The following is a 16,536-nucleotide window of genomic DNA, read 5'->3' on the forward strand; positions in this document are numbered from 1 at the left end:
CTCATCGCGCTTTAGGCAATCTCGCGAGCGTCGCGATAGCGGTACAGCAGCAGCATCAGCGGCGCGAACGGACGCAGCAGCGCGTGCGCCGGAATGGTGACCGGCTCCGTGAACGGCAAGGCCAGCTGGTTCGCGGGCACGCCGCGCACCGCCTTGGCAAGCTCCGCACCGAGCGGGATCGTGAGCGCGACCGCGCGACCGTTGCAGCCGGTCCAGCCGTAGGCATCCGGGCCGAGGCGATGAATGCGCGGCATGTAATCCGTGGTCATGCCGACATAGCCGTTCCAGACGTAGTCGAACCTGACCTCGCCGATCTGCGGCCACAGCCGCTGCAGGCGTTCGGCGACCCGCGCCTTCAGCCGCTCGGCCTTGTTGCCGGGCCCGATCACGGCGCCGCCGGTGACCAGACGGTTGCGGGCATCGTATCGGGCGAAATAGAGCTCGCCATGGGTGTCCGACATGGCCTGCCGCGCCGGGATGATGGTCTTGCGGATATTGTCCGACAGCGGCTGCGTCGCCATCTGCCACGACAGCACCGGCATCACCTCGTGCGCGAGGTCGGGTGCGAGCGCCTTGGAGAACTCGCCGCTATAGGCGTTGCTCGCCAGCACCAGGGCGCGCGCCGACAGCTCTCCCCGGGCCGTGCGCACGACCCACCGATCTCCCTGGCGAGCGAAATCGATCACCGGCGAGCGCGCATAGATCCGGCCGCCCAGGCTCAACACGGTCCGCGCCAGGCCGCGCGCCAGCGCAAGCGGATTGATGTGGCCGCCGGTCTTGTTCCAGAAGCCGCCATGCCAGGCGTCCGAACCGAGCATGTCGCGCGCCTGATCGCGCGACAGCAGCTCGACGGGCGCGCCGAACTTCGACCATTGCTTGAACCTGCGCTCGGCAATCTTGATGCGGCCGGGGGTGTGCACCGGCTGGACCCAGCCAGTCTGCTCGTGCTCGGCGTCGATGTTGTACCGTCTCACGGTGTCGAACAGATTCGATGCGCTGTCGCGCAACATCGCCACGAAGCGCTCGCCCGCGGCGCCATGACGCGCGACGAGGTCGTCCGGATCGGGACGCGACAGCGTCGGAATGACCTGGCCGTTGTTCCGGCCGGACGCGCCCCAGCCCGGCTCCATCGCCTCGACGATGGCGACATCCGTCCCCGCCTCGCGCAGATGCAGCGCCGTCGACAGCCCAGTGAAGCCGCCGCCGATGATGACCACGTCGGCCTGCACGCTGCCCTGGAGGTCGGGCAGCTCAGGTCCGGGCGGGGTCTGCGCCGCCCACAGGGATGGCGGCCATTGAACGGAATTCGTGAGGGTGCTCATCGCGGACAGCTCATCCTTGCTGGTCGACCGCCCTGCCGGAGATCGATCTTGCCTTGCGCCCGGCGCCCGGCTGCGCCGGTTGCGGCGCATGGGTCGATTGGGCATAGTTCGGCCGCCAATATGCCAAGTTCGCTGCAAGGAGACAAACGCGTGGCCCTCAAGAATGTCATCGGTATCGATCACGCGGTTGTCGTGGTGAAGGATCTGGACACAGCGGCCCAGACCTGGAAGCAGCTCGGCTTCACATTGTCGCCGCGCGGGACCCACAGCGCCAAGATGGGGTCGGGCAACTACACGATCATGCTCGATCCCGACTACATCGAGCTGCTTGGCATTCTCGCCGAGACCGACCACAACGTTCCAACGCGCAATTTCCTTGCGCAGCGCGGCGAAGGCATCGAGCGCATCGCCTTCACGGCGATCGATTCCGCGGCTGGCGCCGAGGAAATCCGCAGCCGTGGCTTCGAGCCGATCGGGCCCATCGACTTCGAGCGCCCCGTGCCGCTGCCCGACGGCACCATCTCGGCGGCGAAATTCCGTGTCTTCCAGTGGCCCGTTGCCGAGGCGCCGGGCGGCCTGCGCATCTTCGCCTGCCAGCACAAGACGCGTGAGACGGTTTGGATTCCGGAATTGATGACCCATGCCAACGGCGCCAAGCAGCTGAAGCAGGCGCTGATCGTCACGCCCGATCCAGCCAAGGATGCCGCGCATATGTCGCGCCTGATCGACCGCGAAGGCCGCAGTGAAGCGGATGGCGCCGTGACGGTCGCCTCGGGCGGCGACCGTGCCGATTTCGTGTTCCTGACCCGAGACCAGCTGGCGGCGCGCTATCCCGCCGTTTCACTCGCGGGATTGCCCGAGCGCGGCGGCGCCGGCCTGGTGCTGGCCTCGCATGATCTGGCCGTCACCGAGAAGGCGCTGGGGACGCAGGCTGTCCGCAGCGGCGCCAGCCTCGTGGTGGCCCCGGCATCCGCGACGGGGACGCTGCTCGCCTTCATCGCCGGCTGATCGGGACGACGCGGCGGCCGCGCGTTCCGCGGCCGCTGCGAGCTTACTCCGCCGGCTGGAACATGGCCGGACGGCCACGCTGGCTGTCGAGCCAGCCCACGAGCCGATCCATCAGTCCGCCGCTCGACTCTGACGGCTGCGCCGACGACACGAACGGATCACAGTGACACTTGGCGCCGGCCGCACGTGACATCTTGGCGACCGCATCGGTCATTGCCGGCGCGCCGCAGGTGTAGACGACGTCATTCGGCGTGAGCTCCGGCATGTGCTCGGTCGGGCGGCCGCTGCGAATCGCCGGCGAGACATTCTGCGGCTCCGACACGATCGGAATGATCTTGACGTTCGGAAACCGCGCCAGCCGGCACAGCGCCTGATGCATGTAGAACGATTGCAGCGTGCGCGACACGACGATGAAGACGATCTCGCGCTTCGGATTCTCGGTGATGGCCGCGACCGCAATCGCCCACATCGGCGCGAAGCCGGTGCCGCTCGCCACCAGGATGATCCGGCCGCGATGCTTCTGACGGAAGAACGCGGTACCGAGCGGAGCCGTCAGCTTGACGCGATGGCCGACCTGAATGTCGCGGCCGAGCGCCGACGACACCAAGCCATCCTTCAAGATGCGGATGTGCAGATACAGCAGATGGCTGTCGGGCGCGCCGACCATCGGATAGGTCGGGCTGTAGCAGCGCGTCGGAAAACCGCGGTACTGGACCTTGGCATACTGTCCGGGGAAGAACCGCAGCGGCTTCGGCATTTCGATGGTCACGCCGACGACGTCGGGTGCGAGCCGCACCAGATCACCCACCTCGCAATTCATCGTCACCGTATCGGGCACGGGCTCGGTGATGATCTTGAGGTCGGATACGACACGCGCCTGGCATGCGTGCGCCATGTCGCCTTCCATGCCGCCGAACAGCTTGCCGTCGACGACCGTCACTTTGCACGAACCGCAGATTCCACTGCGGCAGTCATGGGGCAAATCCACGCCACTGTTGATGGCACCGTCGAGCAGGATATCGCCCACATTCGCGTAGAACGTTTCCCTGTTGTACTGGATTTTGCAAATCTTACCCATCACTGCACCTCAAGTCGCATCGGCCGGATCTGCCTCGTATGTCTGATCTGGGTATGGTCGAACGCTGCGACACGCATGAACACGCCATTCTTGATGGCAACGTCGTATTTGCTTTTCGTGTCTATTTTGCGGGCGATTTCGAGCGTCCAGTGGCCCGCGGCCCAACGTGCGGCACAACGGATGTCGGCGCGGTCGCCGGTGAACTCGCCGCTGACGAGAACGCCGGGCACCACCGTCCCGATCGGCGTCTGCGCGTCGGCTTCGGCCGAATACGGCACCGATTCGGCCTCCGTCATGAACCAGCGCGCGCCTTCGCTCTCGCCGATGTTGGGATCGAGATTGATCTCGCCCATCGCCGCGGTCATGGCCGCGACGTCCTTCGGAAGGCGCTTCGGTCTCACGCCCCGATTTCCAAGCCTTGCAGCCTCCCTGTCGATCACGAAATTGTCCGAATAGTTCGCTGTGCCCGGATCGGCGGCGAAGCCGCCTTTATAGGGGGCGAGGCCCTTGACCTGATCCGGCGTCGCCTCGGCCGGCGGTCCGAAATGATCGTCGTCCATCCAGCCGGTCGGGCCGCCGCTGGTCGCCTTCCACAGCCACGCGTCGGCATAGAGATTCGGCGCCGGCGTGTAGTGAATGCCGCGTCCCGACAGGGTCGCGGGCTTGTCGGGCATCGGCTGCGAGCTCATGTGGAACGTTCGGTCTGCGGCCAGCGTGATCGGCAGCGTCGTAAACAGCAGCGAGAACTTGTCCTCGTTGAAGTCGTTTTCGTCGCCCTTCTCGAAGCCGTTGTGCAACAGATGCCAGCCATCGGCCTTCTTGATCATCGGCAGCTGCTTCAGCGAACGGGTCGGATCCTCCCAGATGACGAGGAAGTAGACCCACGTGCCGTCATGCGCGGCCTTGATCCACACGCGTGATTCGCCGGTGCCGTCGAAATTGTCGCCCTGGTTGGTCGTGACCATGTGCGGCTGGATATTGCGCCAGACACGATCGGATGAATCGCCGTCGAGCGTCGGCGCATCGGAGGACGCGATGCGGTACACCGTGACGCTGTCCTCGGCGTAGTAGTCGGCTGCAAACATCGCCGAGCCGATCACGATGGCTGCGGCCGTTGCGACCATGAACGGGTTGGCCTGGAAGCTCGGGTTGCGGCGACGCGAGTTGCCCTTCGCGGGCGCCGGCGGTGGGCGCATCCGTCCCGGCGGCATGCGCTGCTCGGCGCGGCCGCGCATCGGCTCCTCCATGCGTCGCGGCGCCGGCATCGGGTCACGCGCGGCGGGTCGCGCAGCCGGCACAGGTTTCCTCGGCGGCGCCTCGGCCTCCTCCAGCTTCTCCGACTGCTCCACCAGCATTGTGAGGAGTTCAACGGGGTCGAGTTTCGGCGGCGGCGGCGGCAAGGGCGCCGGCCGGAACACGCGATAGAGCTGCATCTTTCCGCCGATGCTGAAGTGAACCAGGACGTGCAGCACCACGAACGCCGGAATGACCCAGGTCGCGTACCAGTGGATCATCATGGTCACGTAACCGGATGCCACGCCGAAGAACAGCATTCCGCCGGTCACGATCAGTGTCGCCATGGAGATGAAGAGCGTCCAGTGCAGCAGCACGCTGATCGAGCCGAGCCGCGCCGGCCGTTTTCCGAGCAGGCCCTTGAACCGCATCTTGTCGACGGTGACGCGACGGCCGAGCCCGGACTTCGCGATATAGATCATGTAGGCGACGGCAACGCTCGCCAGAACGACTCCGGCTGGCATGTGCCAGGTCCAGGTCCGGTGCCGTGGCAGCAACCAGTCGAGGTTGTTTGCGATCCAGGCGTGCCCCGGCGCTTCGGTCGCCATGCGAAGCCCCGTCAGGAATGCGATCACGGTGGCCCCGACGAGGGTCCAGTGCAGAATGATCGTTCCGTAATCGGTCTTGCGAATCTTCATGCGTGCGCCTCCCGACCTGCGCGCACGCGATCGGCGCGACCCACCGCCGATTCGGTGACCGAATTTCGTTTCGGCAGATGAATCTGGCGCGGGATGGCCTGATACGCTGGCCTGGCCCATTCTTGGCTCAAATCCATTCCCGCATCACGCGTCCCGATGATGGTGATGTAGTCCAACTTGTCGTCCCCCGGATACTCTCAGTGAGCAACTGCTTCGTCTGATTTCGGCGAAACCGCGCCGCCCTCCATGCCGATCGTTGCCACGTTACGTTTCAACGCGACCGCGTGGATCACGTCTGTGGTTGGTCAGTTGTTGCGGACCGAGCCGGTGACGGGTTGCTCGGATCGCATGGGAACTGGCCCGCTTCGTCCTCCCCTGATCTGTTCTGACTGTCATCATGCGACCGATTGCCTGGCCCATCGCGATGGCGCGTTCGCTGACAGAACGTACTACCAACTACGATAGCCGACAGTTTTGATCGTGCACCTCAGGCTGATGCGCGAAGCGCGAGTGTCCATGTGTTGCCGCCGTCGCCATGGTCAGTTCTCCGCACCGCCGTCGAGTGACAACGCATGTGCGTTGCACCGCAGGAAGATTTATTCGCCTTCGTGGCGTCAATCGGCCCGGACCACGGCCAATGAGTGCAGAAGCAAGGTGATAGGCCGACGAATGTGTGACGCACGCCTTGCGTGTTGGTCGTGATCACTGCGCAACCTTCGAAGATCGTAAGCGGATTCCGGATCGTCCTCATTGCCGCGAACGACCTCGTGGTCCTGCGGCCGGCATGGCGACTTGCCGTGCCCCGGAGAATTCGTCCCCGCACGGCTGCGACAGAAAGGGCTGCATGTCTAATTGTTGCCGGAAAATCGTCGGCATCGACTGTCAAGAGCGCTGATTGAAGCACTAGCCTTTGGGAGACGCGCCTGGATGAGTCTGGCTCAAGACCGCCCGCGAACGAAAGCAGCGGCTGCCCTCACTGACCTTCTCTCGGGCAGCGATGATCCGGTGACGCGCGGATTGCGGCAGGCCGTCAAGCGCATGGCCGGCATCGGCGTGTTCAGCGGCGTCATCAACGTCCTGATGCTCTCCGGCTCCGTCTACATGATGCAGGTCAACGACCGCGTGGTTCCGAGCAAGAACTTGGCGACGCTGGTCGGCCTCTCGGTCATGATTCTGGCCGTCTACGTCATCCAGGGCTATTTCGACGCGTTACGCACGCGCATGCTGTGCCGTGTCGCGACCGTGTTCGACGCAAGCTTGCAGGACGCCATCCACCACGCGCTGGCCACGCTGCCCCTGCGCGGCACCAAGCCGATGCTCATGCAGCAGCCGCTGCGCGATCTCGACCAGCTTCGCGCCTTCATGTCGAGCATGGGACCGACTGCCTTTCTCGACATGCCCTGGATTCCGATCTTCCTGATCGGCATGTTCCTGTTTCATCCGCTGATCGGCATCACTGCCGTTCTCGGCACGGTGGCGATCGTCTCGATGACGCTCGTGACGGAGCGATTGTCGCGGCAGGCGAGCAAATCCGCCAGCGACACCAGCGCCGCGCGACAGGTTCTCGCCGATGCCACCCAGCGCAATGCCGAGGTGATTCGCGCGCTCGGAATGCTGGATCGCTTCTCGGCGCGCTGGAACGCCGTCAACGAGCGCTATCTCAAGGACAATATTCGCGCGAGCGACGTCTACGCCAATCTCGGCGCGGCCGCGAAGGTGCTGCGTTTCATGTTGCAGTCGGGCATGCTCGGGATCGGCGCCGCGCTCGTCGTCTCCGAGCAGGCGTCCGGCGGCGTCATGATGGCGTCGTCGATCCTGATGGGCCGCGCGCTTGCGCCGGTGGAGATCGCGCTCGGCAGCTGGAAGCAGCTGGTTGCCGCGCGTCAGGGCATCGTACGCCTGCGCGACATCTGCAGAGCGACCGCAAGGCCGGAAGCGCCGCCGGTGGCGCTGCCACGACCGTTCCGCGAACTGGCCGTCCAGGAGCTGACCGTTGCAGCACCGGGCACGGATCGCCCGATCGTTCACAACGTGTCGTTCTCCATCAAGGCGGGCACGGGCCTCGCGCTGCTCGGGGCGAGCGCCTCCGGGAAGACCTCGCTGTCGAAGGCGCTTGTCGGCATCTGGCCGGCTGTGCAGGGAACGGTCCGGCTTGATGGTGCCGCGCTGGACCAGTGGAGCAACGAGGATCTCGGTCGCCACATCGGCTATCTGCCGCAGGACGTCGCCCTGTTCGACGGCAGCATTGCCGACAATATCTGCCGCTTCGACGAGAATGCGAGCTCGGATGCCATTCTGAAGGCGGCACAGATCGCCGGCGTGCACGACATCATCCTGCGGCTGCCGGAAGGCTATTCGACGCGAATCGGCCAGGGCGGCATGTCGCTATCGGCCGGTCAGCGCCAGCGCGTCGGTCTTGCCCGCGCGGTGTATGGCGATCCGTTCCTGATCGTCCTCGACGAGCCGAATGCGAATCTGGACACCGACGGCGAGAATGCGCTCAGCCGCGCCATTCAGATCATGCGACAGCAGAACCAGAGCATCGTCATCGTCATCTCGCATCGCCCGAGCGCTCTGAATGCGCTCAACATGGCGCTGGTGCTCTTCGAGGGCAAGGCGATCGCATTCGGTCCCTGTCAGGAAATCTTTGCGCGCGTCGCCGGTGCCAAGGCCCCTGCTGGACCAGCGGTCACGCACGCCACCGCTGCCCCCAGGGTTGCCGCCCCGGTCGCAGCGCCAAATCCAAACGCCCGAACGCTTCGTCGCGCCGCCCCAGCAGAAAGCGCTTGATCCATGAAACACATCAACGACTTCAGGCCCTTTGACGACGAAGACTATGTGCGACCCAAGACCCGCGCCGTCGGTCCGCAGGGCGACGCTCTGATCCTCGAGCTGCAACGGCTGCAAGGCGCGTTCGACGACGGCTCGGACGAAGACCCGCGGCAGCGCCGCGGCTCGCGCGACGGCAAGAAGCGTCGGCGTCCGCCGCCATCGCAAGTCAGGCCCAAGCCGCGCAAGAAGAAAGGCAGCACGATGGGCCGCGCCATCGGTGCGTCGTTGTCGCTATTCGGTCTCGGCGGCCAAGCGCCGAGGGCGCGCCGGGGTGAAGGCATCCGCGAGATGGACTGGCAGCAGCCGGTACCGACGCGCGGCTACGGGCCGGAGTTGTCACCGCCGCCACGCCATGCGCCCGCGCGGATGCCGGGCAACAACAATTCCGCCGCCCTCGTCGATCTCAGGGATGCGCGGCGCGAGAGCGACTTCGGCGGTGCTCAGCGCGCGATGGGACAGCAGAATCTGCCTGCCCGTCTCGCACATGCGCCTGCCGTTCCGCAAACCGGCGTCCGCCGCCTCGTCGGCACCGCCGGCACGGCCTTGACGACCGGCATGACCTTCATCGCCACGCAGGGAACGGCGGCGGATCTCGACGACGGCTCGGACGAATCACTCGTTCCGCGTGTCGGCCGCATGTTCGAGAACGAATTGCGGCTCGGCCTGCGTGTGCTGCTCGTCGCGGGGGTCCTCGGCGGAGGCTGGCTCACCCTGGTTCCGCTGGCCGGCGCGATCGTGGTGCCCGGCAATCTCGTGGTGCAATCCAACGTAAAGGCGATCCAGCATCCCACCGGCGGCATCGTCGCGGAGATCAAGGTCGACAATGGCAAGCGCGTGGCTGCCGGCGATCTGCTCGTGCGGCTCGACGCGACTCAGAGCCAGGCCCAATTGCAGTCGATCACCAAGCAGCTGAACGAGCAGCGTGCCAAGATTGCCCGCCTCTCCGCCGAACGCGACGGTCTCGATCAGCCGGACTACCCGACCACGCTGACGTCGCGCCCGGACGATCCTCACGTTCGTGCGGTGATCGCCTCGGAGAACGCGCTGTTCAAGGCCCGTGCGGTCACGCGCAGGAGCCAGAAGGAGTTGCTGCAGGGGCGCATCGTCCAGCTCAACAACGAGATCAGCGGTATGGAAGCCCAGCTCGATTCGAAGGGCAAGCAGATCGACCTGATCAAGGGCGAGCTCGCCGGCGTGCAGGATCTCTATGACAAGCGCCTCGTTCCGCTGACGCGATTGACGACGCTGCAGCGCGAAGCCGCCCGGATCGATGGCGAGCGCGGCCAGCTCGTGTCGAGCGTCGCCGAGACCAGGTCAAAGATCAGCGAAGCCGAGCTGCAGACGGTCAAGATCGACCAGGATTTCCGCAGCGAGGTGGTCAAGGATCTCAGCGAGGCGCAGGCCAAGGAAGGCGATCTGGTCGAGAAGGGCGTGGCCGCGCGCGACCAGCTGGACCGCATCGAGATGCGCGCACCGAACTCCGGCACCATCCATCAGCTCGCCGTTCACACCATCGGCGGCGTGATCAAGCCGGGCGAGACGATCATGGAGCTGGTTCCGGACTCCGACGAGCTGCAGGTCGAGGGGCACGTGCAGCCCAAGGATATCGATCACGTCCACACCGGACAGGATGCGATGGTGCACTTCAATGCCTTCAACCAACGCACCACACCGCAGCTGAGCGGCCAGGTCTCGTTCGTGTCGCCTGACATCACCAACGACCCGCGAACGGGCTCCACCTTCTACACGGTCAGAATCACCCTATCGGACGAGGAACGGAAGCGGCTCGGCAGCGTGAATCTGATGCCCGGCATGCAGGCCGAAGTCTATGTCCAGACCGGCAGCCGGACGATGCTCAGCTATCTGATGAAGCCGGTTCTCGATCAGTGGCGCCGCGCTTTCGTGGAGTAATAAGGCCGAACAGCCGCGGTCCGCGACCTCCCTCGAGGCCTGCAGACCGCGTCAGCCAGTCAAAATGAACGTTGCAAATTTTCCCCGCACCTCGGATCCGACGATGGTGCCGACAATTGCGATGCCGTCAGCCGGCGCCCGACCGGGCGTACGAACAGACGCGGCCGGTCGCCTGGACCGACCTCGGCTGCCGCCGCCATCGATGGTGCCGACCCAAGAGGGGCCGCAGGGACTTCGATTCGATTTCAACGACGGCTGCCGCGTCATGCTGCCCGACAACGGGCCGGCCTGGCGCGTCCGTCTGAGCGATCTCGAAACCGCCAACGTCCTGTTCGACATCGATCTGCGTTCGGGGCACGTCAACAGCAGCAAGCGCTATTTCATCCCGTTCAGGCTCGAGGTCTGGTCGGAGGACGAGCTTCTGCTGCGCCATGACTACGACGCCAGCGGGCGCGACGTCCTGATCCAGTTTCCCGTCGGCACGATCGGCGACGTCATCGGCTGGATGAGCTATGCAGTGAAGTTCAAGGCGCTGCATCAGTGCCGTCTCACTTGCGCGATGGGCGAGGCGCTGATCCCGCTGTTCCGCAGCGCCTACCCTGACATCACCTTCGTCACCCACGAAATGATCCAGGCGGAACGCTATTACGCCACCTACTCCGTCGGCCTGTTCTTCGACGATGCCGACCTGGTCTATCATCCCTGCGACTTCCGCGAGGTCGGCCTGCATCGCGTCGCAGCCCATATTCTCGGCGTCGATCCCACCGAACGGCCGCCGCGCGTCGCGCTCAGCGAGGACAGCCGTCCGATCGCGGAGCCCTATGTCTGCATCGCGGTACAAGCGACGACTCAATGCAAGCACTGGAACAATCCGGATGGCTGGGACAGCATCGTCGCCTTCCTCAGGACCGCCGGCTACCGCGTCATCTGCATTGACCAGAAAGCGGAAAGCAGTCGTGGCGCCTACCGGACCCGAATTCCCGAGGAGGCTGAGGATCAGACCGGTGACCGTCCGCTTACGGAGCGCGCCCGCTGGATGAGGCACGCTGCGTGCTTCATCGGTCTCTCCTCCGGCCTGTCGTGGCTCGCCTGGGCCGTCGGCACGCCGGTCGTGCTGATCAGCGGCTTCACCGATCCTTCCAACGAATTCGCGACGCCCTATCGCATCATCAACCGTCACGCCTGCAACAGCTGCTGGAATGACGCGCGTCATCGCTTCGATCATGAAGACGCGCTCTGGTGCCCGCGATGGAAGGGCACGCCGCGGCAGTTCGAATGCACCCGCCTGATCAAGGCCGAGCACGTCGAGGCGATCTTGCGCAGCATCCCCGGCTTCGGACAAGGATTGAGCCAGCAAACGCGCCCGCAAGCCTCGGCCGCTCAGCAGGCCGCGCCGGCCCGGCCGGACGATCCGGCTTTTGCAGCAGGCTCTCAGGCGGCTTCAGCCGGCGGTGACGAGCCGATCGCGCTCGCGGCGCTGTTGGCTCGGCCGCGCGGTGACGTTGTCCGTGGCGGCCTTGCAATTGGCGTGACGGTCGCCGCAGGACGGCTGTTGGACCAGGCCGCCGCTCAGATCGCAGAAGGTGACCGCAGCGCAACGGCCGGCGATCTGATCAGCGCGATGCAGAACTACCGGCAGAGCATCGACATCGTCAGGCACCTGACCCAGGCCGAACCGGACAATGGCGGCTTTCAGCGCAACCTCTCGGTCGCGTTGAACCGGATCGGCGCCGTGCTGTTCGTTCAGCGAAATCTTCCGGGTGCATATGCCGCCTATTCCGCCGGCCTCGCCATCATCCAGAAGCTGACCGCCGCCCATCGCGGCCATCTCGGCTTTCAGCGCGATCTCGCCTGGTGCCACGCGCTGCTCGCAGACGTGCTCGCGGCCCAGGGCCGCCATGCCGAAGCTTTCGAGCATCGCCGCTCCAACGCGGCGCTGGTCACCCAACTCGCCAACACCGCTCCAGACGATTCGTCACTGCAGCAGTCGCTCGCCACGTCCTACCAGAGCCTGGGCGATGCCTTCGTTCCTCTCGGCAACATCGATGGCGCGCTGACCGTCTACCGGGTCAGCCTCGGCCTGACCAAGCGCGGGCTCGACTCGAACGGGCAGGATCCGGCCTGGAATCAGCTCTACAATACCCTGCTGCAGAAGATCCGGACCGCTTTGTTGGCGCAGCGGAAGACCCCCACGCCGTCGTGAGACGGCATCGTGACGGCATCGTATCGTCGATAGACATCATCCCCACCTGCTCGTGCGGTCGCACAGGCAACGCGCTTTCGCGTCGAACAGGCTTCACGCCGAACAGGACGTGAGCGCGACGCGACGGCCGCTGCCGCACTCGCTTTCCTGACGGCTTCGCAACCGGGGCATCGCCGGCAAGATACAGGCGACATCTTGACTGGAAGATGCAAAAGGCGTCAGATTGACGCACCCAGCATTTGCCCTTGACCCAATGCTTCAAGGACTTGGCGGCTGGTCCGGGCTGCACGACAACACACGTGCCTTGCCACAACATCACCAGATTTGCGGACGGCCACACGCCTCTTTTGGCCCGATTGCTGCGACCAAATAGCACAGTGCGACATAACGGCGCATGCCTCGCGCCCATGACGCCGCGCGGCACACGGCCTCAGCAACGACGATGCCGACCGTATCGTCCAGCCAGTCTCGTATCGGGGCCATCGGGCGTCGGATGAATTTGGAGAGATGATCCATGGCGAATAACACCTTCAATCCGACGGCGCTGGCCAACGGAACGTCGAACCTGCTGGTGCGCGCCTCAGCGCTCAACATGTCGACCGACCTCGTCCAGGCCGGTGTGGTGTTCAACGATGCGGTTCGCGCATCACTCGGCCTGTTCACGCAGGCCGGCAGTGGCAACTCCAATCCATTCCTGGGCAGCTATACGACCGACCTGCACGCGGTGCAGAACGACATCGCGGCGATGCTTGCCAATGCTGGACAGGTGACGCTCGGCGGCCAAGCCTTCACGCTGAACGCCACCGACACCGCCGTTCTCACCAACGTGCAGGCTCAGATCTCGACATTGCTCACGGCCGCCCAGCAGACCACGAACGCCGCCACGATCTCCGCGGCAGACCAGACGCTGCACGCGGTCCAGCAAGAGATCCTGCAGGAGATCAATGGCGACGCGCATCTCTCCGGCGCGCTGAACAAGGTGAACTTCCTCGCCAACACCGGCGGCCAGGACGTCGCCTTCCAGAATTCGCCGGCCGGCGCCGACGATGCGGCGACCCTGGCCGCCGCGACGGCAGGCAACACGCTCAAGGACGTGGGCCTCGTTTTCAACAAGGTGGTCGAACTGGCGTCCGGCGGAATCCACACCGGCAACCTGCAGGAGGTCACGACCGACCTGACCGCGATCTCGCAGGGCCTGACCAACATCCTGAACAACAAGACCCAGCTCGCGCAGATCGAAAATGGCGAGACGGCCAACGCGGCTGCGCTGACCACGATTCATCTGCAGACCGTGCTCGGACAGATCAACCTCGAGCTCAATCAGTATGCCAAGGCCGAGACGACCGGCAATCAGGCGGCGCTGCGCGGCACGGCCGACAATCTGCTCGACAGCATCGACATCATCCAGGGCGATGCCAATCTCAACATGGCCGCCGGGGGCAACGGCATGCCGGGCCATGCCGGCGGCTTCGCCGAGGATCCGGGCGGATTGACCGGCACCGTCACCAAGTTTCAGGACAATCAGGCGCAGACCAATTTCTGGGCCGCATTCCTGGCCGAGGCCAACACGATCAACGCCACGCTCCAGAAGATTTCGACCGGCGGCGCGCAGGCCAGCGCGGCTTTCCTCACGCAGATTCAGAACTATCAGCAGTTCGGTGCCAATTTCGACGCGGCCCAGGGCAACGTCTTTCGCGGACGCTTCGACAATGAGCTGCTCAGCGGCACGCTGGAAGCCGACTCGGCGGCTGCAGTGAAGGGCTTGCAGGGCATTCTCAACGGCGACACCGGCGCGGCGCTGGCTGCCGACAAGGCGATGCTCGCCGCGGCCGGCCAGGGCTTTGCGGCTGACGCCATGGACGTGTCCGGCAACAACATCGCGATCGGCGGCGCGACCTATGTCGGCTCGGCGACGACGGTATCGACGGCAACATCGGTCCACGGCCTCGCGCAGGGCACGATCCCTGTGACAGCAACTCCCAACATCGCCAACGGGACCGGCGGAACGACCACCACGCCGCCATCGACCGGCGGCGGGACCGGCACGGGCGGAATGCACACGACGCCCGTCAATTTCAGTCCGACCGCGCTCGCCAACGGCACGTCGAATCTGCTGACGCGCGCGACGGCCATTCAGCATTCGACCGACCTGGTCCAGGCTGGCGTCGTGTTCAACGACGCGGTCCGCGCCTCGCTCGGCCTGTTCAGCCTCGCGGGCAGCGGCAACTCGCCGGCCTTCCTCAGCAGCTACCAGGCCGACATCACGGCGGTGCAGACCGACATCGCGGCGATGCTGGCCAATCCCGGCCAGGTCACGCTCGGCGGACAGACCTTCGCGTTGAATGCGACCGACACCGCGGTCCTCACCAATGTCGAGGCACAGCTGGGCACGCTGCTGCAGGCCGCTGGCCAGTTCGCCAACGCGACCACGCAGGCCGCGGCCAGCCAGACGATCCACGCCCTCCAGCAGGAGATCCTCGGTGAGATCCACAACGACGCGCATCTGGCGAACGCCTTGAACAACGTGCCCTTCCTCGCCAACACCGGCGGGCAGGACATCGCCTTCCAGACATCGCCAGCCGGCGCCGACGATCCCGCCAGTCTCGCGGCGGCGACTGCGGGCAACAGCCTGAAGGACGTCGGTCTGGTGTTCAACAAGGCGGTCGAGCTCGCCTCCGGCGGAATCGACACGGCGCATCTGCAGGAGATCAACGCCGACTTCACGGCCGTGTCTCAGGGCCTCACGGCGATCCTCAACAACAAGACGCAGCTTGCGCAGATTGAGGCCGGTGAGACCGCGAACGCAGCCGCGCTGACCACGATCCATCTGCAGACCGTGCTCGGGCAGGTCAACCTGCAGCTGACGAAGTATGATCAGGCCTCCACCACAGGCAATCAGGCGGCGCTGCGCGGCACCGCCGACAACCTGCTCGACAGCATCGACATCATCCAGGGCGACGCCAACCTGAACATGGCGGCAGGCGGCAACGGCAATGCCGGCCATGCCGGCGGCTTCGCCGAGGATCCGGGTGGATTGACCGGCACGGTCACCAAGTTCCAGGACAATCAGGCGCAGACGAACTTCTGGGCGGCGTTCCTGGCCGAGGCCAACACCATCAACGCGACCCTGCAGAAGATCTCGACCGGCGGGGCGCAGGCCAGCGCGGCGCTGATCACGCAGATCCAGAACTATCAGCAGTTCGGTGCCAATTTCGACGCCGCGCAGGGCGCCGTGTTCCAGGGCCGCTTCGACAACGAGCTGCTCAGCGGCACGCTGGAGGCCGATACGTCCGCTGCGGTGAAGGGCCTGCAAGGCATCCTCAACGGCGATACGGGCGCTGCGCTCGCCGCTGACAAGGCGATGCTCGCCGCGGCCGGCCAGGGCTTCGCGGCCGACGCGATGGACGTGTCAGGCAACAACATCCCCGTCAATGGCGGCACCTATGTGGGGACCGCAACGACGGTCTCGGCAGCGACCTCGATCAAGGGTACCGCGCACGGCACGATCCCGGTCACGGCCACACCGAACCTCGCCAACGGCACCGGGGGCACGGCGGCGGCAGGAACGACCGCGGCGGGCGGCGCTGCCGGTGGAACGGCAGCGAACGGAGGCACGTCTACCGGCGCAACTGCGGGACAGACCGGCGGCACATCGACGGGCACCACCACGGCAAACAACGGCAGCAACAACGCGCACCACGGCGATCATCATCACCATCACGACCACCTCAGCCAGGCCACGCATACGAGCCAGGCCGCAGCTGTCGGTCCCGACATGTCGCATCTCCACGCGATGCATCACATGTGGGCCTGACGCAGCCGGATGGATCAACCGCACCCGCAAGCGGCGACGACATCCCTGGAAGCACCAGATCGAGCCTGTCACTCGCTGGTGCTCCCGGTGGAAAGCGAGCGCCAACGCACAGAGGAAGTTCGACCCACAGGCGTCCGAGGGAGCCCGCAAGATTCGCGAAGATGCATGTTCCATTCCGCGCTGAGTGCGCACGTCACGTTGGAACTTTTCTAAGGAGAGCCGGGACGACAGTCGCAAGATCGGGGCAACTTCTTGTCTGGACGGTGCGTCGAAGCGTCGCCCGATGAGAACGTTGCAGAGATGCCACGACGGAAATCAAGGAGTTAGAATGTTTCCAAGCGTTGCCGTGACGCGCCTGCGACACTGAGCGCGTGCCCGAACAACATCATATTTGGGGACTCTGCGGCGCTTCTTTTGGCCCCATTGGAGCAAATAAT

9 protein-coding genes are annotated in these 16,536 nt (G+C 65.2%); 5 read left to right on the forward strand and 4 right to left on the reverse strand.

All coding sequences use genetic code 11. The features are described from left to right. Positions 1–11: 11 nt before the first annotated feature. On the reverse strand, positions 12–1,322 hold the full coding sequence (locus tag HL666_RS19115) for an NAD(P)/FAD-dependent oxidoreductase (protein WP_172182965.1): 1,311 nt from the start codon (positions 1,320–1,322) through the stop codon (positions 12–14). A gap of 150 nt (positions 1,323–1,472) precedes the next feature. Here HL666_RS19115 and HL666_RS19120 point away from each other — a divergent pair, with 150 nt between their 5' ends. Further along, the gene (locus HL666_RS19120; RefSeq protein WP_172182967.1) at positions 1,473–2,330 is read left to right on the forward strand and encodes a VOC family protein; all 858 of its coding nucleotides are present in this window, start codon (positions 1,473–1,475) and stop codon (positions 2,328–2,330) included. A gap of 43 nt (positions 2,331–2,373) precedes the next feature. Here the strand turns inward: HL666_RS19120 and HL666_RS19125 are convergent, their stop codons facing one another. Genes HL666_RS19125 through HL666_RS19135 form a run of 3 tightly spaced genes read right to left on the reverse strand, consistent with a single transcriptional unit; the run spans position 2,374 to position 5,515 of the window. Beyond that, positions 2,374–3,408 carry a 2Fe-2S iron-sulfur cluster-binding protein gene (locus HL666_RS19125; RefSeq protein WP_172108699.1) on the reverse strand — a complete coding sequence of 345 codons (1,035 nt, stop codon included), beginning with the start codon at positions 3,406–3,408 and terminating at the stop codon, positions 2,374–2,376. After that, complete coding sequence (locus HL666_RS19130; protein ID WP_172108697.1) at positions 3,408–5,339, reverse strand: ethylbenzene dehydrogenase-related protein; 1,932 nt, start codon at positions 5,337–5,339, stop codon at positions 3,408–3,410. Before HL666_RS19130 ends, HL666_RS19125 begins: the two co-directional genes overlap by 1 nt. Further along, a complete protein-coding gene (locus HL666_RS19135; RefSeq protein WP_172108695.1) occupies positions 5,336–5,515 on the reverse strand; it encodes a hypothetical protein in 180 nt (59 codons plus the stop codon). Before HL666_RS19135 ends, HL666_RS19130 begins: the two co-directional genes overlap by 4 nt. 829 nt (positions 5,516–6,344) lie before the next feature. Between HL666_RS19135 and HL666_RS19140 the strand changes: the two genes are divergently transcribed. From HL666_RS19140 to HL666_RS19155, 4 genes are all read left to right on the forward strand, one after another. Then, entirely contained in the window at positions 6,345–8,129 is a 1,785-nt protein-coding gene (locus HL666_RS19140; protein ID WP_311975973.1) for a type I secretion system permease/ATPase, read from the forward strand. Positions 8,130–8,132: 3 nt separating this feature from the next. Further along, a complete protein-coding gene (locus tag HL666_RS19145; RefSeq protein ID WP_172108693.1) occupies positions 8,133–10,082 on the forward strand; it encodes an HlyD family type I secretion periplasmic adaptor subunit in 1,950 nt (649 codons plus the stop codon). A 202-nt stretch (positions 10,083–10,284) separates the two neighbouring features. Next, positions 10,285–12,285 (forward strand): autotransporter strand-loop-strand O-heptosyltransferase, encoded by a 2,001-nt coding sequence (locus tag HL666_RS19150; protein ID WP_246741570.1) that lies wholly within the window; start codon positions 10,285–10,287, stop codon positions 12,283–12,285. Positions 12,286–12,799: 514 nt separating this feature from the next. Continuing rightward, positions 12,800–16,099 carry a beta strand repeat-containing protein gene (locus HL666_RS19155; RefSeq protein WP_172133143.1) on the forward strand — a complete coding sequence of 1,100 codons (3,300 nt, stop codon included), beginning with the start codon at positions 12,800–12,802 and terminating at the stop codon, positions 16,097–16,099. Positions 16,100–16,536 lie beyond the last annotated feature (437 nt).

It is taken from the genome of Bradyrhizobium aeschynomenes (assembly GCF_013178945.1).
GTDB classification, from domain to species: domain Bacteria; phylum Pseudomonadota; class Alphaproteobacteria; order Rhizobiales; family Xanthobacteraceae; genus Bradyrhizobium; species Bradyrhizobium aeschynomenes.